Origin of the sequence: Streptomyces sp. NBC_00287, from assembly GCF_036173105.1 — a bacterium.
GTDB lineage: Bacteria > Actinomycetota > Actinomycetes > Streptomycetales > Streptomycetaceae > Streptomyces.
The window spans coordinates 9234425-9255285 of record NZ_CP108053.1 but is presented as its reverse complement, the minus strand read 5'-3'; the positions used below and the strand labels follow the sequence as shown (position 1 = coordinate 9255285).

Sequence of the window (20861 nt, the reverse complement as noted above, 5' to 3'; positions counted from 1 at the left end):
CGGCGCCCGTCAGGCTCCGCTTCATTCCTGGAACGGAGCCTGACGCAGGAGAGTTCAGCCTGAGTGAAGGGCCGTGCGCAGGGTTGCGACGGCCTGGTTGATGGCGGCCTCGGCCGCATGGGTTTCGCGCAGGGCGTTGAGCATCACGAAGTCGTGGATGATCCCCTGGTAGCGGACCGCGGTGACGGGCACACCCGCCTGGCGGAGCTGGTTGGCGTAGGCCTCGCCCTCGTCACGCAGGACGTCGGCCTCGGCGGTGATGACGAGGGCCGGGGGCAGATCGCGCAGCTGCTCGACCGAGGCGCGCAGAGGGCTCGCGGTGATCTCGGCGCGCTGCTTCTCGTCGGACGCGTACTGGTCCCAGAACCACTGCATGGCGTCTCGGCGCAGGAAGTACCCCTCGGCGAACTGGTGGTAGGAGGGTGTGTCGAAGGCCGCGTCGGTGACCGGGTAGAACAGCACCTGCTGCACCAGCGGCACGTCTCCTCGTTCCTTGGCCATGAGGGTGAGCGCGGCGCTCATGTTGCCGCCGACCGAGTCGCCGGCCACGGCGATACGAGAGGCGTCGAGGCCCTTGGCGGCACCGTCGGTGACGATCCAGCGGGCGACGGCGTAGTTCTGCTCGATGGCGACCGGGTAGCGGGCCTCGGGCGAGAGGTCGTACTCGGGGAAGACCACGGCCGCGCCCGTTCCTACGGCGAGTTCGCGCACAAGGCGGTCGTGCGTGTGGGCGTTGCCGAACACCCAGCCCGCGCCATGGATGTAGATGACCACGGGGAGAACGCCGGTGGCTCCGGCGGGGCGGACGATACGGGCGCGAACCTGGCCGGTGGGGCCGCCGGGAACGGTGACCCACTCCTCGTCGACGTCCGGCTTGGCGATGTCACCGGACTGGACGTCGTCAACGGTCTTGCGGCCCTCGACGGGCCCGAGGTCGAACAGGTACGGCGGGTTGGCGGTGGCCTCGGCGAAGGCCTGGGCGGCGGGTTCGAGCACGGGACGGGCAGCGGCGGGGTCAGTCATAGCGTCCTCCTGGTTCGAGTGCCGCGGACACACTCCTGACGGCAGTCCCGGTCAGGAACGGTGGCACGACAAGAAGAGTAGCTCGCGATTAGATCGTGCACAACTATTTAGTGGTCGATCGTTTTGGGCTCGATAGAATCGAGAGAGACTCGAACGATAAGGTGGAGGACATTGATGATCAGCAAAGACACCAGGAGCCGCGTCGTGAGGCAAACCGCCGCAGAACCGACCGAGGGGTCACTCCTCCTGGACGACCAGCTCTGCTTCGCCCTGTACGCCGCCTCCCGGGCGGTCACGACCCGCTACCGGCCGCTGCTGGATACGCTCGATCTGACCTACCCGCAGTACCTGGTGATGCTGGTCCTCTGGGAGCAGGACTCGATCTCCGTGAGCGACCTGGGGGCAGCCCTCCACTTGGAGTCCAGCACACTGTCACCGCTCCTCAAGCGCCTCGAAGCAGGGGGCCTGCTGCGACGCGAGCGACGCCCCGAGGACGAACGTTCAGTGGCTGTCCGCCTCACCGAAACCGGCGTCAAGCTGCAGGACAAGGCCCGCACGGTCCCTGTCGCGATCGGCAAGGCGATGGGCCTGACGGCCGAGCAGGACACCGCAGCCAAGGAACTGCTCCGACTGATCACGGCCAACGTGACGGCGCACTGATCAAGGCTCCTGCCGATCTTCACGGCACAAGTCCTGACCTGCAACAGGGTGATCAACAAGAGGCATAGAACCCACTGCCCACAAAACGCCACACTCTGCTGGCTCGCACCGGGCAGCGGGAGCCGCGTGTTCCACCGGCTTCGACAGGAACGGCGAGTGGTCAGCCGCGATCCGGTGAATCACGCTGCACCGCTCCGACAGCGCCTGCTGGGCCTTCGTAGGAGAGGCCTGGTCGTCCTCACAGCTGACGCGGTCGGCCTGTCCCTGCGTACCTTCGACCGCTGCCGCAGCTCCAAGGAGACCGCGCTCAGCCCGCTGCTGACCGACTGCGCCTCCCTGGACGTTGCTCACGCCGGGCTGAGGCGCAGCCTTCGGCCTCAGCCATGATCACCCGTACCTTCAGGAACTCCCCGGCGCCCTGCTGATCGACGTGCCCGTGACATGGTGCACTCCCCGGTGCGCCGGCGCCGTCGTCGCGGTCTTCCAATGGGGCTGGGCCGCCGACCTGATCGGCGTCGAGCAGACCGGCCCGATCATGAGCATGATGCCGATTTTCATGGTGGGTGTCGTCTTCGGCCTGGCCATGGACTACAAGGTCTTCCTGGTCACCCGTATGCGCGAGGTGTGCGTCCACGGCGCGAGCCCCAGTCAGGCGATCGTCACCGGCTTCCGGCACGGGGCCCGGGTTGTCACCGCCGCCGCGGTCATCATGATCAGCGTCTTCGCCGGCTTCATCGGCTCCAACGAGGCCATGGTCAGGATGATCGGCTTCGGCCTCGCGTTCGCCGTCTTCGTCGATGCCTTCATCGTCCGCATGACGATCGTCCCGGCCGTCCTCGCGCTGCTCGGCAAGCGTGCCTGGTGGCTGCCGAAGTGGCTCGACAAGGCGCTGCCCAACGTCGATGTGGAGGGCGAGGCCCTGCCAACCACCTCAACGCCGAGGCTCAGGACCCGGACGCCGAGCGCGAGCCGGCCCGCGTCTGACGCTCTCTGGTCCGTAAAGACCCCGGGGATGTCGGCGGCAGCGGAGCGCCGCACATCCCCGGACACCGCGCCGGACCATGGGGACGGGAACGACGCGGTACACGAGCCCCGGCAGTGGTCGATGTGAGCGGCGGCCACTGCCGGGCGCAGCCGGACGGTGCCACGCGATGGAGCCGGCACAGCGCACGGTCTCCCTCGCGTTCCAGCGCAGCCTGCTGCCCCACGGGCTGACCGGAGGAACCGCAGTGGACTGGCGGTCCGCTACGTTCCGGCGGGCGCCTCACTCGGTGCGGGTGGTGGCTGGTTCGACATCATCCCGTTGTCCGGCGCCCGGGTCGCCCTGGCCGTCGGTGACGTAGTCGGTCATGGCATCCACGCGGCCGCCGGCATGGGACGGCTGCGTACAGCCGTACGCACACTGGCCGACCTCGACCTACCGCCGGACGAACTCCTTGCCCATCTGGACGACCTGGTCATCAGCGGTGTGGAACGGGACAGCCGGGACGAGGAGGAGACGGAGGCTGCCGCAGCCATGGGAGCCAGGTGCCTGTACGCCGTCCACGACCCGGTAAGCCGCCGGTGCACGCTGGCTCGCGCAGATCACCTCCCGCCGGTCGTCGTGTGGCCGCACGGCACCGTCACCCTGCCTGAGTTGCCGCCGGGGCCTCCCCTAGGACTCGGGACGCTCCCGCTCTTCCGCCGAGCTGGAACTGCCCGAAGGCACAGTGATCGCCCTGTACACCGACGGTCTCGTCGAATGCGACGACCGGGACATCGACGAGGAGGTCTCCCGGCTGCGCACCGCCCTCACTCGTCCCGGTCCGACGCTGGACGCGGTCTGCGTGCCACGGTCGGGACCTTGCTGATCGGTCCCCTGTCCGAAGGCCACGGCCGGACGCCCTCCGCGCCAGCGAACAGGAGTCTTGGGCTTTCGAGGCGGAGAGCGGCGGCCGGTAGCCGCTCGGGCCGAATCCCGGAAGCGGCACCAGCCGCGTCGACATGGCGGGTGTGCCGCACGCGGTGCACGACTGTCAGCGGGCGAGTGAGGGAACACACGCAGCCCTCGCCACCGAATCCCGCACGCACCCGCCGCTGACCGGCGACCGGCCCGGCCTGCTCACCCCCGCCTACCGACAGCTCATGGAACAGACCTACGCACGCTTGCCCGACGGCTACGTCCTGCCCCCAGAATTCGCGCCGCTCGGCTACGAACACGGACCCACGCTCGCGAAACTCGTCCAGGGCCTCGACCACCTGGCAACCCGCCCCTCCTGACCTCCTCGAAGAAGCCGGCAGCCAGCAGCAGGCGGACCACCACACGGCCCGGGACCTTCTGCGACCGTTACTGGACGGCACCGGTCCACTCGTGCCGCAGCAGGGCCTGACACCGCGCTCGACATCGCCGTCTGATGGACGAGGATCGTCAGAAGGTTCGCAATCAGTTGCGCTTCTTCGGGTATCGCTCGCCCTGCCGCACCGCAGCGGAATTCAACACCCCGAACGGCTGCATGAGTTGACGCGGCGTCAGGTTTGTGTGCCGGTACGTGGCGATCAGGGGGCGGGTGAACCCCCGTGGCTGATTCTCTCTCCTGCCTCCTTACGTCTCCGATCTCAACTGCACCTAGGTATGGACCAGTTGGAGATGTCGGCGTAACCTCCCGGCTAGCGTTGAGAGCGCTCTCACCGTCCGCGCGCCCGCTGCCACAAGCCGGCGTACCCCCACAGCGAACGGAAGGAAGCACCCTATGCGTCACACGCGATCACGCGCTGCTGCACTGCTGCTCGCCCTCGGAGCCGCCGTCGCATCCCTCGCGCCCACCGCCCAGGCCACACCCGATGTACCGGAGATGTCACCGGGGCTTGTGCAGGCGATGCAGCGCGACCTGCACCTGACGAAGTCCGAGGCCGAGCGTCGCCTGACGGCGGAGCGGCAGGCGATCACCGTGGACCCCCGCGTCAAGAGCCTGGCCGGCAGCTCCTATGCGGGCAGCTGGTTCGACGCGGACACCGGCAAGCTGACGGTCGCCACGACCGATCCGTCCCTGGCCGGGGAACTACGCGCCGCGGGCGCCGACGTCCGCCGAGCCGTGTACTCCGCAGCCCGGCTGGACGCCGCGAAGGAGCACCTCGACAGGGCCGAAGCGCCCAAGGGTGTCACCGCGTGGCGAGTGGACCACAAGGCCAACCGCGTGATGGTGGACGTTGTCGCATCGCAGCGTTCCGATAACGATGTCAGGTCCTTCGTGGACAAGGCGCTCAGAGCCGGCCCCATCCAGATCCGTGAAGTGAGCGCGGCTCCCCGGACGTTCGCCGCTGGAACCGTCGGCGGCGACCCCTACTACACGGGCAACGTCCGCTGTTCCATCGGCTTCTCGGTTCATGGCGGCTTCGTCACGGCCGGCCACTGTGGGCAGAGCGGCGCCGCGGTCAGGGGCTGGGATCACACCGCCGTCGGCACCTTCCAGGGCTCGTCGTTCCCGGACAACGACTACGCCTGGGTGAGTGTGGGCAACGGCTGGTGGACTGTACCCGTGGTGCTCGGCTGGGGTACCGTGCCCGACCAACTGGTGCGCGGCTCGAACGAGGCTCCCGTCGGTGCGTCGATCTGCCGCTCCGGTTCCACCACGCGCTGGCACTGCGGGACAGTCCTCGCGAAGAACGAGACGGTGAACTACAGCCAAGGCGCTGTCCGCCAACTCACCAAGACCAGTGTGTGCGCCGAACCCGGCGACTCCGGCGGCTCCTTCATCTCCGGCGACCAGGCGCAAGGAGTCACCTCCGGCGGGTGGGGCAACTGCTCCAGCGGCGGCCAGACGTGGTACCAGCCGGTCAACGAGATCCTGAACCGCTACGGCCTGCGCCTGCACACCGCGTGATCATCCGGGCGCACGGCGACCCGGCGACACGGCGATGAACACTGGCCAAGGCTCAGTTGCTCGATCGGCTGGCGGCAGGGGTGCCTGATGGTCCGGTCCAGTACCGAAGCGCAAGGAGCCTGCGCCGGCCAGGTTCCGGCAGCGGCAACCGAGAGGGTTCCTCTGCACCTCCGCCCTGCTGGGAGCGCGACAAGCTGGATGCCGGCCCCATCATCGCCGGCGCTGATGCTGGACGTCTGGGCAAGTCCGGCTGTCGCACGGCCTCGGCGAGGTCACTCGGCTCCGAGCTCCTGGACGACCACGCCGGGTTCGCTCCCGAGCCGATGCGGGGTATCGACCTTGCCGAGGTCTCCCGCAGTCGCGCTCGGAGCCTGCCCGCACGCGGCTGTCGGCACATCGTGTATCTGATCAGCTGCGGATAGGCATCGTGCTGTCGTATGCAGAGGCGAGCCCGGCCCCTGCCTCACATCAAGGCAGAGACCGAAGAGGAGCGGCACAGTCCGGGACACCGAGGAGCAGTTGGGCGAGCGTCACGCAGACGCCCTGCCCGGACACCGGCGTCGTCGAGTAGTCGCTTTCCAGTCGGGCGGTCGGTGGCTTTCCGCCACGCGTGTCCGTGGGTCGCAGTGTCGGCCTCCGCGGGGCGCGCGGCTGTGCGCTGGTGCCTCCATGCCGCGGTGACGCGGTGGTCGCCCGGCGCACACCGGCCCCGCCCGAAGCGGTCGCAAACGAAGTGGCGCAACACCCCATGGTCCGCCGCAGGTCCGCTTGTTCCCATGGTGATCGCGAGTGCCGTGGTCGACGAGAGCGACGGGAGAATCCGCATGGCAGTGGTGAAGAGCGCCCTGGGCACAACTGCGAGCGCGGTGGTGTTGCTGAGCTGGGGGTTGGCGGTCCCGGCCCAGGCCGACGGCGACGCGGAAGGGGTGGAGCGTATCGCCGAGCGGATCGAGCGGGTCGCCCCCGACGTCGGCCAGGACATCCTCAAGACCCGTACGGAGGCGGGCCAGGGACTGGCGGCGCGCGGCGACGACCTGAACATCGACCTGCCCGACAGCAGCCAGGACACCCTCGCGCTCACGCGGCCGGGGGCAGCCGACGCGCCGCCCGCACTCGGCATGCCCCAGGGGGCGGTGCAGCGCCCCGCTGAGGTCGCCGATGACGGCACCGTCGCCTACCCCGACGCGCTGCCGCACACCGACCTCGCCGTGCAGCCGATGGAACGCAGTGCGCGGGTGCAGACGGTACTCAAGAGCGCCAGGGCGCCTGAGGAGTTCGCTTTCCCGGTGGACGTGCCGGACGGCGGGCGGCTCGTCCAGGGCGAGGACGGCAGCATCGCCGTACTGGATGCCCGCGGCACGCCGGTGGGCGGGATCGAGGCGGCGTGGGCCAGGGACGCCGACGGCCGGGCGGTGCCCACCGACTACCGCGTCGAGGGCGACAGGCTGATCCAGACCGTGCGGCACCAGGGTGCCGCCTACCCCGTGGTCGCCGACCCATGGATGGGCATGGATCTGATCCTGGACGCCAAATGGGTCTGGGTGCACGCTGTCTCCAAGTGGACGCTGCAGATCACGCCCACCAACTGGATGCGGGCGCAGGTCTCCGACTACTTCATCGCCCGGGCCGGCTGGGACGAGTTGCTGGCGAAGTTCCAGCAGCCTCTCGGCATCCACCGCAACCACGGTGGCCTGTTCGACCAGTTCCTCTGCCACCACCAGTTCTCCGCCTTCGCGGGCAACACCTGGAACATCGAGGACTGGCGGCCCGACATCAGCTACCCGGGTACGGTCCTCGCCCAGTGCAACCCGGAGTAGTCAGGGGGCCATCTCGGCGATCAGAGCGTCGGCCAGTGCCCTGCGAGAGCGGATCGCGGCGATCTGCTCGATCGTGGTGAGCAGTGCGACGGTCATCCCCTCCCGCGCGACGCTCCAGCAGGGCCTGCCTCCATCTGGTGCTGTTGAAGACCCGCGGCGCTGCTCCGGCGACATGGCGAGGGCGGGTCTTTTCCGTCCTGGGCTGCGTGTCCGCCTCGGGCGCGGCCGGGCCCAGACCGACCGCGGTCGGCGAGGATGTTGCGGGTAACAGCTAGGAGATGCAGCACAGTTGAGCAGGCGCTGGAGGCTGCAATGTTGCCGCCATGCGTCGTTGCTCGTCACGGGGCGATCGTTGGGCCGCAGGACACCGAGTGGAACTCGTTGTCAGTGCCGCGTCGTAGTCTCCTGTGCATGGCCCGCTTCCTGGGGCGGGAGAGGCAATGGGGGTATGGGTGCGCAGGCCTGTCGATGGCGAAGTACATGTTCACTACGGCCAGATCTACGTCGAGAGTGATTCCGACGACTTCGGCGTGGATCTCGCAGACTCGTTCGCCGGGCAGCAGGCCGGGCTGTGCGGAGCCGCGGTCCCCGGTGCCCTGTTCCTCATGACCGGACTGCACACGGGCAACGTCGGCTTCACCGTCGAAGTCCACGATCAGGCCCCGCCGGTGGATCCGGACTGGGAGGACGTCGTGGAGGCGTCTTTCCGCCCCGTCTCGGACAGCAGCTCGCTCGTGCAGTGGGCCGGCGAGGATTCCTGGGAGCTCGGCCTCGAAGAGATCGATTACCGCGTGCGGTACTGCGCCAAAGGTATGGACGCGGCGAACGAGCTCGACACCCGGCTCGACGAAGAGCCCCAACAGGACTGCTATCTCCTGCAGTTCTGGCCCGCCGCGTCGGCACCGGACCGTATCGTGAAGCAGACTTCGACGATCGCCGCCTACTGGCACGACTACGCCCGCCGGCAGCCACCCCCTCCCTCCCCCGCCGAACGCGCCGAAGCCGAGCGCCAGACCCGACTCGCGCAGGAGCAGCAAGAGATCGAGCGTCAACTCGCCTACGACCGATGGGAGTGGGGCGGGCAACTGCCGAGTGAGGCCCTGCGCAACGTCGGTGGCAATGTGCGCGGGCTCCTTCCCTTCGATCCAGCTCTTGTCCACGCCCTCGATGCCGCCGGCCCCGACACCCAGCGCGCGGTTGCCGTGCTGGCAGCCCGCCACGCGTGCGAAGCGGCCGGTCTCGCCGACCTCGACTGGATCGCCGCAGCACTCGCCGCGTTGTCCGAAGGGCGTCCGCTGCCGCCGCCCTTCGACGACTGGGACCGCATGTGGCAAGCCTTGGCATCCGACCCGCGCGTCCCCGACAAAACCGTGGGGCGGGCCGTCCCGCCCAAGCGGCCCCCGTTCCAGCCACCCGCCTGCGACGGTTCCCACACGACCATGCCCAAGGCCGTGGGCCGTGGCGTCGCCATAGTGGAGTCACCAGCGCCACAGCCCTCCGCCGGGGTCACCTCGCCCGGTCTCGCGGTCGCCATCGGCACGCCGGTCGAGTCCCTCGCCATGTCCCAGCCGCACATGGCCCTACCCGCGCTGCCGGCCGCCGCCGAAAGCAACCCCCTCCAGGCGGCCCTCGACGCCGTGTTCGCAGCAGTGGTCACCTATGGCGAGAATTACCCCGCCCTCCTCCACAACATTTGGGCCACCTGCCGAACACAGCCCTAGCGACAGCAGGAGGCCCTCTCAACTCCCACCAAGACCGAAACTGGGCCGAGTCCGGGGGGCATCCCCTCGCGCGGACTTCCCTTAATACCCGGGTCAGAAGAGCGAAGCGAAGATCCTGTTAGCGGTGTCGTTGAACCGAACATGCAAGGGCTCAAGGCGTCGGCTGTGCTGCTTTGCGGTCGAAAGATCTGCCGCCCAAATAGCCTCACCTGCAACGCGCTGGATCTCATAAGCCAGTTCACGCACCCCCTCGTCAAGGACGCGGGCGGCCATGAGTTGAAGTTGCAGCACAGCTTCTGACCATCCTTTCGCCGTCGGAGTCTCCCATTGACGTGCGGGCCACGACCCTGATTCGCGGAGCTCAGCAAGGACACGGTCCAACTCCTCGTAGGCGGCCCTGATCACGTCTGAGACAGCTGACTGCAGGGCCTGGATGCTCTCCCGTTGGAAATCATCCTTGGTAGCTTGTCGATCTCGCTCGTATTGCTGGTCTCGGATCATGGTCTCGTGCCTGGCCACGAGTCGATCCTTGTAGATCGTCAAGACGGACGTAGTCAGGGAACCGAGGAGGACTCCCACGAAGCCGAATATTGCTGACACCATTTCAACTGTCTCCACGAGGGCTGACCGTCACTGCTGACTCCTTCCACGTAAGTCTCTGGTGTGACACAGGCCCGCACCATCGATGGTCCCGAGAGTGTGCTTATGCCCGTGCCATTCCATCTGGCAGTGTGAGCAGGGCGCCAGGGAGCGGGAGAGGTGGGCGTCCAGGTTCTGCTGATCGTTGCCGATCCAGGATGCGCCAATGTCTGAGCGCCGTACCGGCTGAGTACGATCACCTACGGCGCCCTGAGTACGCGAGCGGTTTCCCGCCGTGCGTGGCGCCGGAAGGGTGGGTGCATGCGCCGAATACTGCTGCTTGCCCCGCTGTTGCTGTTCACCGTCGGCTGCGGGGTGGTGCAGTCCCCCGAGGACGAGGCGACGGACGCCGCACGGGAGGTGGCCAGGAAGGCGGGTGAGCGGCTCTACGGCCAGCGGCCGCGCACCGCGGAGGAGGTCGGGCGCTCCGCTTCCGACCTCGACGGGGTGGAGGTGCTGCGGGTGACCGGTACCTCGACACACGAGGGGGACGGCGTCGACCTGGTCCTGCGCACGTCCGGCTCGGCGTCCGACGGCTGGCTCGCCCCGGAGGAGGTCGCCGTACAGCGCTGTTTCGCGGTGCGGGTTTCGCCCAAGTCGGAGTGGCGCGAGGATCCCCGCGACGTGGACTGCCCGGATGGGCCTGCGCTGGCCTTCGCCCCGCCACCCGAGCCGCCCCGGCTGCCGTACGAGGAGCTCCACGCGAAACTTCCCCGAGTGCCCAAGGGCGGCCGGGCGGACGAGGCCGAGGTGCGCCGGACGCTCGCCGCCCTGGACCTGGATCCGGCGATCCGTACCGAGGTCAAGGCGGACGGCGGCCGGGTCGGCGTACTCCTGTGGGTCAAGGGCAACGGCTACGATGCGCAGGACTGCCTTCTTGCCCGGGTGAGCCCCGGCGACACCTCGGTGTGGGTGCCGTCCCAGATCCAGCGGATGCCCGGAGAGGGCGGCTGCACCGTCGGCAACGCTCTGGACCCGGTCCCGCCACCGCACTGAATTCCTGGATCCCGGCGAAGCGCCTCCTACTCCCCCTACGTCGGCCATCGCCTCTGTTCATGCGGCCCGTCGTGGATGAAGCCCGCGCTTCGGCCGCCTCTGCGGCGTCTTGGCCGGCTCGGCGCTGCCCGGCCTGGTTCATGCCGGGCAGTGCCGGGCGGTCAGGTCAGGGGGTTCCGGCCGCACGGTCCCCGTCCAATTGCCCATGGGTGTCACGGGGTTCAGCGTCAGCCTCGGTCTTCGAGGCGGTCTGCCCGTTTTAGGGCCGCCAGCTTCCTCCGGTTGCCGACAGCGATTTCCTCGGCGTAGCGCTCTCGGATGGGGGCGCCGTGCTCGCGGTCGAACCGGGTCAAGGTGCCGCGCAGTTACGTTCTGCGGGCGCACGCGGCCTCCGCTACGGCGACTTCGACCTCCCGGCGGGGTGCCGCTCCGGCCGCCGCGTGTGTCCCGCAGGTCGTCGACGTACAGCTCGCCCCGGAATAGGTACCGGTGTTGGCGCCGGTGACGCCGTCGGGAGCGGCCTGGGCGCGAGCGGTGAGCAGCGTCGCCGCAGTGGTGGCGACGGCTGCCGTGGCCGGCCCCGGCCACACGCACCGCCCGCGAGGAGCTGTTCGGCGACGCCGAAGCGTTCTTCCACGCCCGCAAGGTCGCCACCAACCTCACCGCGGTGTATTTGGCGAAGGTGATGAGCGACCCGCGCTTCACCGCTGGCCTCAAGGGCGTGGTCGCGTTGCATGCGCGCCGTTTTCGAGCGAAGTGGCCCCGACCGGATTCAGGTCATGGATCTCCGTCTCCGCCGCGCGGCGGGGGCGGACCCTGCCTGCGAACGATGTCGAGCGGCACCGGCGTTGGCGAGGATCAGGGGTGTCCGAACGCCCATGAGTGGGAGTCCTCACATGCTGAACAGGATCCTGCGCGCCACCGCCCTCCTGGCCGTCGTGGGCGCCGTCGCCGCGCCTGTCGCCGTCGCCGTGCCTGCCCCGTCCGCGCCGCCTGAGACGGAGGCCGCCGCCTGCTCGTCGGGTGGCCCCACCGCCACAGTCACCGGCCGCCTCGTCCGCACCAGTCCCGGCCACCCTTGGCTCACCGTCCTGGACCCGCCCACGCGTGTGGGCGTGAGCTTCTTCGTCCCGGAGAAGGGCGAGGCCCGCATCGGGCTTTCCGGGGCCACCGAGAAGGGTGAGCCGTTGCTCAGCAGGTGCATGGCTCCCGCCGCCGATGCGAGGGTCGTCGACGGCGGGGCATCCTGCGCGACCGCAACGGCTGATCAGCCCAGCAACCGGTTCCTGACTGCGGCGAGGACTTCTGTGCGGCTGCGCGGTCCGTTGTCTGCCGCGATGAGGTGATCGCCGATGCGCAGCGAGAAGGTGATGAGGCAGCGGGCCTCGACGTCGCCCTCGTCGCTGCAGAAGGCTCCGTAGAGCGCGCGCAGATAGTCCATGCGCCGGTTGTCGGCCCGGCGGAGGCACCGTGCGACGTCGTCGTCGCGCCGGGCCCAGTCGCGGATCGCGAGTTCGACCCCGGCACTGGTCACCGGCGACTCGCCGGAGCCCACGAAGTCGAAGAGACGCCCGAGGCGGTCGCGGGCGTCGCCTCCGTCGCGTTCGATCCGTTGGATGACATCCTCGGTGACGCCGCGCTCCCAGGTGTCGAGCATCTCCTCCAGCAATGCGGCGCGGTTGCGGAAGTAGCCGTAGAAGCCGCCCTTGCTGACGCCGAGCATCTGGGCGAGGACCTCGACCCGGACAGCCTCGGGACCGCCGGCGGCGAGCGCCCGCAGTCCCTCCTCGATCCACTTGTCCCGTGGCGTACGGATCGCGCCCATGCCGTGTCTCCCTTCACAACTCCCAGCCAGTATACGGAGGCGTATAGATGGGTCTATGCTCGATCTATACGGCACCGTATAGACAGGAGCCAGCCATGAGTGATCTGCGCCTTCCCTCAACCGACCACACGTCCCGCCCCTGGCGGATTCATGAGATCGCCGGCGACTTCCGCCTTGAGGATCTGTGGACGCTGCCGACACCGGGCGGCCCGGACGACCTGCACCACCTGGTCCAGCAGATGGCGAACGGCAAGGGCGGTCCGGACGGCGGTAACCTCGTGGGCCGATTCCTTTTCGCGGTGCGCTGGAAGCTCGGCGCGCTGCTCGGCTGGGACAAGCCGGACTCGGGCGTCGGCGGCCGAGTGGCGTCGCTGCGTGACCGGCTGCCGGACGACCTGCGCGAGGGAGCGCGGGGGCCCGACCTCAGCGCGGCGCCCTTCACATCCCTCTTCCAGACACACAATGAGTGGGCCGCCGAGTACGCCAACAACACCATGCACGGTGTCTTGCACATCGGCTGGGTTCCCGACGGGAACGGCGGCTACCGCGGCCAGATGGCCGTCCTGGTCAAGCCCAACGGCCGCTTCGGTTCCCTGTACATGCTGGCCATCAAACCCTTCCGGTACCTGGGGGTGTATCCGGCCCTGATGCGATCGATCGGCCGGGAGTGGCGAGAGAACACGGCCCGCCGAACGGCAAACTGACGCCACCCTCCCCCGACCCAGGTTCCGCCCAAGCCCCCGCACCTCAGGCACCAGCGGGACATAACCACTCCACCTGCCGGGACATTCGCAGGAAGCGATGCCTGGGCAGCACGCTACGTTCACCCAGTGAGCTCGCCGCAAGCGTGCCCCGCACGGGAGAGGGAGCCGTTGCGCTCATCTCCCAACTGGAGACGCAGCGGCGAACGTCCCCGGCCGGTCACCTGCTGCGCGAAACGGCTGCCGTCTGCCGCGGCCAGGGCCAGAAGACGCACCTTGCCATAACCGCAAGATTCCGTGCCAAGTCGTGGGGTGCTCGCAAGACTGAGCACATATCGACGCAAGGAGTCTCGATGGCCACGACCGATGCGGTCGCGTTCTGGGATGGCGTATATGCGGCCCGACCGGCAGCCAGCGACCCGCAGCCCAATACCCGCCTCACCGAGACGGTGACGGACCTGCCACCCGGTGACGCTTTGGACCTCGGATGCGGCGACGGCGGCGACGCACTGTGGCTCGCCCGTCAGGGATGGCACGTCACCGCCGCCGATATCTCGGCCGTGGCGGTCGAGCGGCTCGCCGCCCTCGTCCGCTCACGTGGTCTGGGCGAGCGCGTCATCGCCGTGCGGCGCGACTTGCACAAGGCTTTTCCGTCGGGCGGATTCGACCTGATCTGCGCCCACTACCTGCACACTCCCTTTCACCTGGACCGGGCAAGCGTCCTGCGCTCGGCCGCGCACGCACTGCGCGCGGGCGGGCGACTGCTGGTCGTCGATCATGGCTCGGCCGCGCCGTGGTCGTGGGACCAGAATCCCGACATCCGCTATCCGAGCCCCTGGGCAGTCGCCGTAGACATCGATCTGGACCCGGCCACCTGGACGGTCGAGCGGGCCGATACACCCCGCCGGATCGCGACTGGCCCGGGCGGGCGCACCGCCGAGGTCACCGACCACGTCCTCCTAATCCGCCGCACCGGCTGACCGGGCGGCCGCCTCTCCCGGAAAGCAAGGAGACTCCTGTGCCCAGCACCACGCGCCGCAACCGCCGCCGCGACACCCCGCCGCCCCGGACCGGAAACAACGAGAGCGAGGTCCTGCGCGGATTCCTCGACTACCTCCGGACTTCCATCGCCGCGAAGGTCGACGGCGCTCCCGAACCACAGGTGCGCACAGCCGCGGTGCCGACGGGCACGAACCTGCTCGGGCTTCTCAACCATCTGACATTCGTCGAGCGCTCGATGTTCCTCGGAGACGACGTCACCAACTGGAAGGCGACCTTCCAGGCCGCGCCGGCGGACAGTGTGGCCGATGTCGTGGCCCGCTACCGAGAGGCGGTCGAGCGCGCGAACGAAGTGCTCGACCGGTGCACCGATCTGGGAGCACCGGTCCCTCGACCGCAGCCGGACCGTTCCGCCCCCAGCATCCGCTGGGCACTCACCCACATGATCGAGGAGACCGGTCGGCACGCGGGCCACGCGGACATCCTGCGCGAACTGATCGACGGCTCGACCGGCCGCTGATCCACAGCCAGTTCATCACCCAGCCGGTGCCGGATCCCGTTCGGCATCCCGCGCTGATGCGCTTCCGATGCATCGGGCTGTGGCTGGTCACCGAGTATGCCGTCCTCACCGGTGACCACGAGCGCCTCTCACGAAGTCATCTGGAAGCTGCTGGTCGACGCGGCAAGTTGGCCGCTGTGGTCCAAGGTGGACAGTCTGGACACGAGACCGTCGGTCGGCCTCGACCCCGGCGGCGACGAAGGCGTCGGTGCCGTCCGACCTTTTCAGACGGGACGAAGCGTGACCGGGAACGGCTCACCGAGAAGGTCGAGAATCGCTTCTTGGCCTACGATGACGCATTCAATTCCTCGCCATGCTGACGCCGGCCACTGACAACCCAATCGAGGGTCTTACAACTCCCCTGCCCTGGCGACGAGTTCAAGTCACCCTGCCGCATGCCTTCCGGGCGACGGGACTCTGTGGGCACCGAATCTCCCGCGGCGTTCACCAGCCGCCGACGCCCCTGCCACCGGCCGCGGCGACGGGCGGTTTCACCAGGGAGGCGGGACGGCAGCCACGCCCCCACCACCCGCGGCAAAACACCGCCCGGTGACGGCCGCCCGCCCGGGCAGACAGTGACGGAACCGGCCACTTCCGGGTACCGCGATGATGCGGCGCGGGAGAAGGACGCCGTGGAGAACGCTCGGCTGACTGATGTTCCACCGCCGGCTGGCCCGCGACTACGAAGCCCTGCCGACCCGCTCCACCGCCATGATCTACGTCGCGATGATCGCCCTGATAGCGCGACGCCTCACCAGAGAATCCACCCCAACCTAGCCTCGCGCTTTCGCAAGTGGGTCTGTCCGGGTCTTGATCAAATAAATGGAGAGTGCTGCTGACCTGCAACGATGGGACTTGTCGAGGGTCCTGTCAGCTGCAAGGAAAGAAGCACTCTCCAGGTGAAGAAGAGTAGCGGGTCGTACCCGCGTGTCCGTGTCGAGGGCGGGGGCCGTGGGGTGGTCTCGCAGGCCGGGTCGGTGCTGCTGGTCGAGACGGTCCGCAAGTCCGGCCTGGACACGGCAATGTCGGCGGGACTCACGCCGTGGCGCAAGCCGTCGGGCCGTGCACGATCCGGGCAAGGTCCTGCTGGATGTGGCCCTGGCCGTCGCACTCGGCGGCGACTGCCTGGCCGACGTCGGCATGCTGCGGGCCGAGCCGGGCGTGTTCGGCCCGGTGGCTTCCGATCCGACGGTCTCCCGGTTGATCGACACCCTCGCCGCTTCGGGCGAGAAGGCGCTGACCGCGATCCGCGCCGCACGTTCCGAAGTACGCAAAAGGGTCTGGGAGTTGGCCGGCGAGCAGGCTCCGGATGCCGGCGGGCAGGTGATCGTGGACCTGGACGGGGTCCTGGTCGTCGCGCACTCGGACAAGCAGGACGCCGCCCCGACCTGGAAGAAAACCTACGGCCACCACCCGCTCATGGGGTTCGTCGACCACGGCCCCGGAGGAACCGGAGAACCCGTCGCGGCTCTCCTCCGCCCAGGCAACGCAGGCTCGAACACGGCCGCCGACCACATCACCGCCACCCGCCTCGCCCTCGCTCAACTGCCGGGGAAGTACCGGCGAGGGCGGCGGACGCTGATCCGCTGCGACTCCGGTGGCGGCACCCATGAGTTCGTGGCCTGGCTCGCCCAGCGCGGACGCTGGCTGTCCTACTCGGTCGGCATGGTGATCACCGAGGCCGTCCACCAGCACGTCCTGAAGATCCCCGCCTCAGCCTGGACACCGGCCGTCGAGACAAGCGGCGAAGTCCGTGAGGGGGCCTGGGTCGCCGAACTCACCGGTGACCTGCTCGACGGATGGGCGAAGGGCATGCGATTGATCGTCCGCAAGGAACGGCCGCACCCCGGAGCCCAGTTGAGAATCACGGACGCGGACGGCATGCGGATCACCTGCTTCGCCACCAACACCCCCGACCGGCCGATCGCCGAACTCGAACTCCGTCACCGGCTGCGGGCCCGCGCGGAGGACCGCATCCGGGTCGCACGTTCCACCGGCCTGCGGAACCTCCCCTTGCACGAGACCGCGCAGAACACGGTCTGGCTGGAGATCGTCCAGATCGCTCTCGACCTGCTGGCCTGGATGCCCGTGCTCGCCCTGACCGGCAGAGCCCGCCTCTGGGAACCGCGCCGCCTGCGGCTCCGCCTGTTCTCCGCGGCCGGTCAGCTCGTCACCACCGGCCGGCGCCGCATCCTCCGCCTCGCCCACCACTGGCCCTGGACCCGCGAGATCGCAGACGCCCTCGCACGGCTTGCACTCCTGCCGAACCCCGGCTGACCGGCGAACTCGCCTGTCCCTACGGAGAAGAGGATCCAGCCCGGAGCAGTGGAACCCGGCGTCCACCCGAGACGACACCCGGGCCCCTGGCCTGCCCGCCCCCGGCCACCGACAACGAAATGGGCCCCCGACTCCGTCAGCGGCCCATCACGAAAGATCGAGGCTAGGGACCCTCGACGTCTCACCGCCTACCGTGCACAAGCTTGTAAGCGGTTGTCCCGTAAGCGGTGTGGTGGTTGCTGCGTTGCCTGGGCATGGATGGGTGATTTCAGCGGACAATTCGAAGTGGATTGAGCCGATCCCTGGGCGGCCGTGTCTACTGAGATTGAACTCGGGTTGTCGCAGTTGCTGACAGGGCTTGATCCTCGCGGTATTCCGTTGTCATGAGGTACGCGCAGGGCGGCGGTCTGTCGGACGAGCGCCGGCAGTTCCGCGAGGGGATCCGCATGATGGCCGCAGAGCGGTTCGCCGCTGGTGAGCCGAGTTCGGCGATCGCGGCGGAGTTACGGGTCAGCGTCCGGTCGGTGCAGCGGTGGCGGCGGTTGTGGGACAAGGGCGGCCCGCGGGCCCTGCGGTCAGCGGGATCCGCCTCCGTTCCCCGGTTGAGCGATGCCCAGTTCGCCCAGCTGGAGGCGGAGTTGGCGAAGGGGCCGGTGGCGCACGGCTGGCCGGACCAGCGCTGGACACTGTCACGGGTGAAGACCGTGATCGGCCGGCGTTTCCATAAGAGCTACACCCTGCAAGGGGTGCGCAAGCTGCTGATCAGGCATGGCTTCTCCTGCCAGGTGCCGACCAGACGGGCCGTCGAACGCGACGAGGAGGCCATCTGTGGCTGGGTGAAGGAGACCTGGCCGCACGTGGAAACACCGCGGCGGCGCTCGACGCATGGGTCGTCTTCGAGGACGAAGCCGGCTTCTCGATGACGCCGCCCACCGCACGCACGTGGGCCAGGCGCGGCCACACCCCGGTGATCAGGGTGCGCGGCCGCACCTCGCGCCAGCTGTCCATCGCCGCCCTGGCCTGCTACAAGACAGGCCAACCCTCCCGCCTGATCTACCGGCCCAAGCGGCATGGCAGCCGACGTGAGGGCCGCCGGAGCTTTGCCTGGACGGACTACCGAGACCTCCTGATCGCCGCTCACCGTCAGCTCGGCGCCCCCATCATCCTTATCTGGGACAACCTCGGCACTCATCTCTGCGCGGACATGCGCCGCTTCATCGACGGCCAGAACTGGCTGACCGTCGTCCAGTTACCCGCCTACGCTCCCGAGCTCAACCCGGTCGAAGGCATCTGGTCGCTGCTGCGACGCGGCTACACCACCAACGTCGCCTTCACCAGCACAGACCACCTCATCCGCACCGTCCGCCAGGGACTCCGCAAGATCCAGTACCGGCCGGCCCTCCTCGACGGCTGCCTCGCAGAAACGGGACTCACCCTCCACCCCTCATAACCCAATACGACAACCCGAGTTCAAGCTCAGTAAGTTCACCAGGCTAGTGGCGTTGGTGCGGCGTCGCAGTGGCGATGTACTGGCGCATGAACCTGACGTTGCGACAGATGGCGCCCCTGGTCGGCGTCTCGGCCGACCGCGTCCTCGACCGCCTGGCACCCTTGCTGGCCAACTTGCCCATCCGCCGGCCGCGCAAAGACACCGTCTACAACGTCAACGGCACTCTGGTGGCCACCCGTGATCGCAGCGTGGCCGCGTCCAGTAAGAACTATGGCTATCGCGGGACAGACAGCGATCTCAGAAGGTCAGCGCATCGCCAAGCGACGTGGGGAACATGCCGTGGCTCTAGGTAGCCCGGCGCTTCACAACGTGGTCAGCCAATGGCGCAGAGAGACCGGTCGGAGGAACCCGATGTCGCCGGGAACGCGGCCGCAATTGCGACCAGTGACGCGCTCCAGCGCCTGACGTATGGACAACTGGCGCCCGCCGGGCGGGGTATGCGGGTTGTAACCGTCTGTGCGGATGATGCAGAAGATCCGTGGTCCAGGGCTCGGAAACCCGTGTCGGGTGACGTGGACGCCGCTCGTCGTGTCGGTGATGTCGAACTGAAGGACCAGATCGTCAGCGCGGGGGTGATTGGGGTCATACACCCACAGCCGCACCGATTGGCCGTTCTGCTCGTAGGCATACGCGAGCACCTGGTGGTTCTTCCCGATGTCAAGCGAGTCGGTCTGGATCAGTCCGATAGGTGAGAGCATGTTGTTGTCGATGTCGTTCCTGATCCGAGGCCACTCATCGCGGTATGCCACCCACGACCGGCCTCGGGCAAGTCCAGTCACTTGCATGAATCCCTCGTCCCCGTTGGGATAGTGAGGCGAGGAGTAGCCCAGCCATCGATGCCCAGAGCCGCTTATGTCGAAGCTGTCCAGAAGCCTGTCTCGTATGTGCTGGAAGAGCGGATCGTTTTCCGAGGCGGGCGCTGCGCCGACTTCGGGGGGAAGTTTTCCGGCCTCGAAGTAGTCCATGACAGCGAACACCATTCCACCGCACAGTCCGGCACTGGCATGAGTGATGGGCAGCCATTCGTCGTCGACATGGGCGATCTCCAGCAGTCCGGCGGCTTCGGAGGGAAGTTCGTCCAGCAGCCGATTCCAGAGATAACCAACGGTCATCGCCGGCAGGGATGGATCCCAGGAGTTCGAGAACTGGAACCCATTGAGGGACGGAGCGAAGCCGCGCACCTGACGCCGGACGGCATCACGGAAGCGAACCGTCAGCCGCCCGTGATGGCCCTGCCCCCCGTCGTAAGCGGCCGCGGAACCCGGAGGTGCATGGACGTGGAATGTGTTCCCGTACTGGGACTCGATGAGCGGACTGTTGAAATGTATGTACAGCTGACGCGCACGATCCCCGTTCACGTTGTACCAGACCCGACCCTCGGTGCCGGAGGTCGGCGCCAGAAAATAGTCTCCTTCGGCTCGCCACTCGGCTGTGGCGCCAGGGGCGATCGTGCTCGCACGGGACGGGTACCACGGATCGGTCCATTCCCCCGACGCCAGCTCATCACGATCCCATACCAGCGGTTCGTGCGACTCGTTGCGGATCTCGACCGCCATGCGTATACGCGACACGGCAATCGCCTCAGCTCGCGGTCACCAGGATGCGAACCATTCCACGTCCTGATGACAGGTCCGTGAGAGCCTTCCCGATGATCGCTCCGAATGCGGGGGACGGTTCGGTCACCCGTTGACCATGTCCCGATCGCGCGGAGGTCGTCAGCATGTCCCCGGCGCGTATCGAGTGATCTCCGGCATCGGCCAGCACCCACACCTTCCCCATCAACGCCACCGGGACGCCCTCTTCCTGACGGTCCAGGACGAGACCGGACCGCACGTTGTTGCCACCGGACACGACGCCGGCGACCCGTGAGTCGTACTCATCGGTGCACGGCTGGACCTGACCGGCTTCGTCGATAACGACCACCGTTCCGGGGCTTACCTCGCCGGGGCCTGCGGTCATTTCCTCCGCATAATCCGCGCCGGGAAGAACCATGTCACCTGTGACGACGACATCGCCTTGGACGGAGAGGTCACTCGTCACGTGCACATCTCCCGCGAAGAATCCGGCATGCCCGGTTTCGCCTTCCTTCTTCGCGAAAGCGGCAGCCCCGGTGCTGTTCGGATTTACGTTGTAGGCGGCCAGGGCAGCCCTGTCCGGAGACTCCGAGTGGGCGTGGACCGCCTCACTCCGCACCGCATGGGCATGCACAGCGGACCCCGTACCGCCCGGATTCACGCTGTACGCCGCAAGCGCCGCCAAAGCAGGAGAATCCGT

General features: G+C 68.2%; 17 protein-coding genes and 5 pseudogenes. 16 read left to right on the top strand and 6 right to left on the bottom strand.

Annotated features, from left to right (window positions below; all coding sequences use genetic code 11):
- Positions 1-54: 54 nt before the first annotated feature.
- Positions 55-1023: an alpha/beta hydrolase gene (locus tag OHT76_RS42115; protein WP_328876162.1), complete on the bottom strand. Its 969-nt coding sequence runs from the start codon at positions 1021-1023 to the stop codon at positions 55-57.
- Between the two features lie 204 nt (positions 1024-1227).
- Here OHT76_RS42115 and OHT76_RS42110 point away from each other — a divergent pair, with 204 nt between their 5' ends.
- The 7 genes and pseudogenes from OHT76_RS42110 to OHT76_RS42080 all read left to right on the top strand — a co-directional run bounded on the left by OHT76_RS42110 (position 1228) and on the right by OHT76_RS42080 (position 9081).
- On the top strand, positions 1228-1683 hold the full coding sequence (locus OHT76_RS42110) for a MarR family winged helix-turn-helix transcriptional regulator (protein ID WP_328876161.1): 456 nt from the start codon (positions 1228-1230) through the stop codon (positions 1681-1683).
- A 463-nt stretch (positions 1684-2146) separates the two neighbouring features.
- Positions 2147-2606 (top strand): annotated as a pseudogene (locus tag OHT76_RS42105) (MMPL family transporter); the annotation flags it as partial.
- Positions 2607-2846: 240 nt separating this feature from the next.
- Positions 2847-3509 (top strand): annotated as a pseudogene (locus OHT76_RS42100) (PP2C family protein-serine/threonine phosphatase); the annotation flags it as partial.
- Between the two features lie 157 nt (positions 3510-3666).
- Positions 3667-3942 carry a hypothetical protein gene (locus tag OHT76_RS42095; RefSeq protein WP_328876160.1) on the top strand — a complete coding sequence of 92 codons (276 nt, stop codon included), beginning with the start codon at positions 3667-3669 and terminating at the stop codon, positions 3940-3942.
- A gap of 470 nt (positions 3943-4412) precedes the next feature.
- On the top strand, positions 4413-5543 hold the full coding sequence (locus tag OHT76_RS42090) for a S1 family peptidase (RefSeq protein WP_328876159.1): 1131 nt from the start codon (positions 4413-4415) through the stop codon (positions 5541-5543).
- Positions 5544-6319: 776 nt separating this feature from the next.
- Positions 6320-7360, top strand: coding sequence for a DUF2599 domain-containing protein (locus OHT76_RS42085; RefSeq protein ID WP_328876158.1), 1041 nt, complete (start codon positions 6320-6322; stop codon positions 7358-7360).
- 530 nt (positions 7361-7890) lie between these two features.
- On the top strand, positions 7891-9081 hold the full coding sequence (locus OHT76_RS42080; protein ID WP_443049894.1) for a hypothetical protein: 1191 nt from the start codon (positions 7891-7893) through the stop codon (positions 9079-9081).
- A gap of 93 nt (positions 9082-9174) precedes the next feature.
- On the opposite strand, the gene OHT76_RS42075 is transcribed toward OHT76_RS42080, so the two are convergent.
- Positions 9175-9699 (bottom strand): hypothetical protein, encoded by a 525-nt coding sequence (locus OHT76_RS42075; protein WP_328876156.1) that lies wholly within the window; start codon positions 9697-9699, stop codon positions 9175-9177.
- A gap of 282 nt (positions 9700-9981) precedes the next feature.
- On the opposite strand from OHT76_RS42075, the gene OHT76_RS42070 reads away from it, so the two are divergent.
- Positions 9982-10716, top strand: a complete 735-nt coding sequence (locus OHT76_RS42070) for a translation initiation factor IF-2 (protein WP_328876155.1) — start codon at positions 9982-9984, stop codon at positions 10714-10716.
- A gap of 365 nt (positions 10717-11081) precedes the next feature.
- On the opposite strand, the gene OHT76_RS42065 is transcribed toward OHT76_RS42070, so the two are convergent.
- Positions 11082-11306 carry a hypothetical protein gene (locus OHT76_RS42065; RefSeq protein ID WP_328876154.1) on the bottom strand — a complete coding sequence of 75 codons (225 nt, stop codon included), beginning with the start codon at positions 11304-11306 and terminating at the stop codon, positions 11082-11084.
- A 306-nt stretch (positions 11307-11612) separates the two neighbouring features.
- Here OHT76_RS42065 and OHT76_RS42060 point away from each other — a divergent pair, with 306 nt between their 5' ends.
- On the top strand, positions 11613-12062 hold the full coding sequence (locus OHT76_RS42060) for a hypothetical protein (protein ID WP_328876153.1): 450 nt from the start codon (positions 11613-11615) through the stop codon (positions 12060-12062).
- Here the strand turns inward: OHT76_RS42060 and OHT76_RS42055 are convergent.
- Positions 11984-12541 (bottom strand): TetR/AcrR family transcriptional regulator, encoded by a 558-nt coding sequence (locus OHT76_RS42055; RefSeq protein ID WP_328876152.1) that lies wholly within the window; start codon positions 12539-12541, stop codon positions 11984-11986. The genes OHT76_RS42060 and OHT76_RS42055 overlap by 79 nt on opposite strands.
- Positions 12542-12636: 95 nt before the next feature.
- Here OHT76_RS42055 and OHT76_RS42050 point away from each other — a divergent pair, with 95 nt between their 5' ends.
- The 7 genes and pseudogenes from OHT76_RS42050 to OHT76_RS42015 all read left to right on the top strand — a co-directional run.
- Positions 12637-13245 (top strand): DUF2867 domain-containing protein, encoded by a 609-nt coding sequence (locus OHT76_RS42050; RefSeq protein WP_328876151.1) that lies wholly within the window; start codon positions 12637-12639, stop codon positions 13243-13245.
- Positions 13246-13595: 350 nt separating this feature from the next.
- Complete coding sequence (locus OHT76_RS42045; protein ID WP_328876150.1) at positions 13596-14222, top strand: class I SAM-dependent methyltransferase; 627 nt, start codon at positions 13596-13598, stop codon at positions 14220-14222.
- Between the two features lie 38 nt (positions 14223-14260).
- On the top strand, positions 14261-14761 hold the full coding sequence (locus OHT76_RS42040) for a DinB family protein (protein WP_328876149.1): 501 nt from the start codon (positions 14261-14263) through the stop codon (positions 14759-14761).
- A gap of 690 nt (positions 14762-15451) precedes the next feature.
- A pseudogene (locus OHT76_RS42035) lies at positions 15452-15577 on the top strand (IS5 family transposase); the annotation flags it as partial.
- Between the two features lie 122 nt (positions 15578-15699).
- Positions 15700-17077, top strand: a pseudogene (locus tag OHT76_RS42030) (IS1380 family transposase).
- 383 nt (positions 17078-17460) lie between these two features.
- Positions 17461-18527 (top strand): IS630 family transposase gene (locus OHT76_RS44240; RefSeq protein WP_443049793.1). Its coding sequence is split into 2 segments (ribosomal slippage): positions 17461-17904 and positions 17907-18527, totalling 1065 coding nucleotides; the frame shifts between segments, so codons are not numbered across the junction.
- Positions 18528-18595: 68 nt separating this feature from the next.
- Positions 18596-18805: pseudogene (locus tag OHT76_RS42015) on the top strand (IS5/IS1182 family transposase); the annotation flags it as partial.
- 84 nt (positions 18806-18889) lie between these two features.
- Here the strand turns inward: OHT76_RS42015 and OHT76_RS42010 are convergent.
- Entirely contained in the window at positions 18890-20143 is a 1254-nt protein-coding gene (locus tag OHT76_RS42010) for a hypothetical protein (protein WP_328876148.1), read from the bottom strand.
- A gap of 25 nt (positions 20144-20168) precedes the next feature.
- A complete protein-coding gene (locus OHT76_RS42005) occupies positions 20169-20846 on the bottom strand; it encodes a hypothetical protein (RefSeq protein WP_328876147.1) in 678 nt (225 codons plus the stop codon).
- Between the last annotated feature and the right edge of the window lie 15 nt (positions 20847-20861).

Excerpts from the sequence above, each read along its gene's own strand:
- OHT76_RS42115 (WP_328876162.1), bottom strand. The coding sequence starts at position 1,023 with ATGACTGACCCCGCCGCTGCCCGTCCCGTGCTCGAACCCGCCGCCCAG.
- OHT76_RS42095 (WP_328876160.1), top strand. The coding sequence starts at position 3,667 with ATGGCGGGTGTGCCGCACGCGGTGCACGACTGTCAGCGGGCGAGTGAG.
- OHT76_RS42090 (WP_328876159.1), top strand. The coding sequence starts at position 4,413 with ATGCGTCACACGCGATCACGCGCTGCTGCACTGCTGCTCGCCCTCGGA.
- OHT76_RS42085 (WP_328876158.1), top strand. The coding sequence starts at position 6,320 with ATGGTGATCGCGAGTGCCGTGGTCGACGAGAGCGACGGGAGAATCCGC.
- OHT76_RS42070 (WP_328876155.1), top strand. The coding sequence starts at position 9,982 with ATGCGCCGAATACTGCTGCTTGCCCCGCTGTTGCTGTTCACCGTCGGC.
- OHT76_RS42060 (WP_328876153.1), top strand. The coding sequence starts at position 11,613 with ATGCTGAACAGGATCCTGCGCGCCACCGCCCTCCTGGCCGTCGTGGGC.
- OHT76_RS42055 (WP_328876152.1), bottom strand. The coding sequence starts at position 12,541 with ATGGGCGCGATCCGTACGCCACGGGACAAGTGGATCGAGGAGGGACTG.
- OHT76_RS42050 (WP_328876151.1), top strand. The coding sequence starts at position 12,637 with ATGAGTGATCTGCGCCTTCCCTCAACCGACCACACGTCCCGCCCCTGG.
- OHT76_RS42045 (WP_328876150.1), top strand. The coding sequence starts at position 13,596 with ATGGCCACGACCGATGCGGTCGCGTTCTGGGATGGCGTATATGCGGCC.
- OHT76_RS42010 (WP_328876148.1), bottom strand. The coding sequence starts at position 20,143 with ATGGCGGTCGAGATCCGCAACGAGTCGCACGAACCGCTGGTATGGGAT.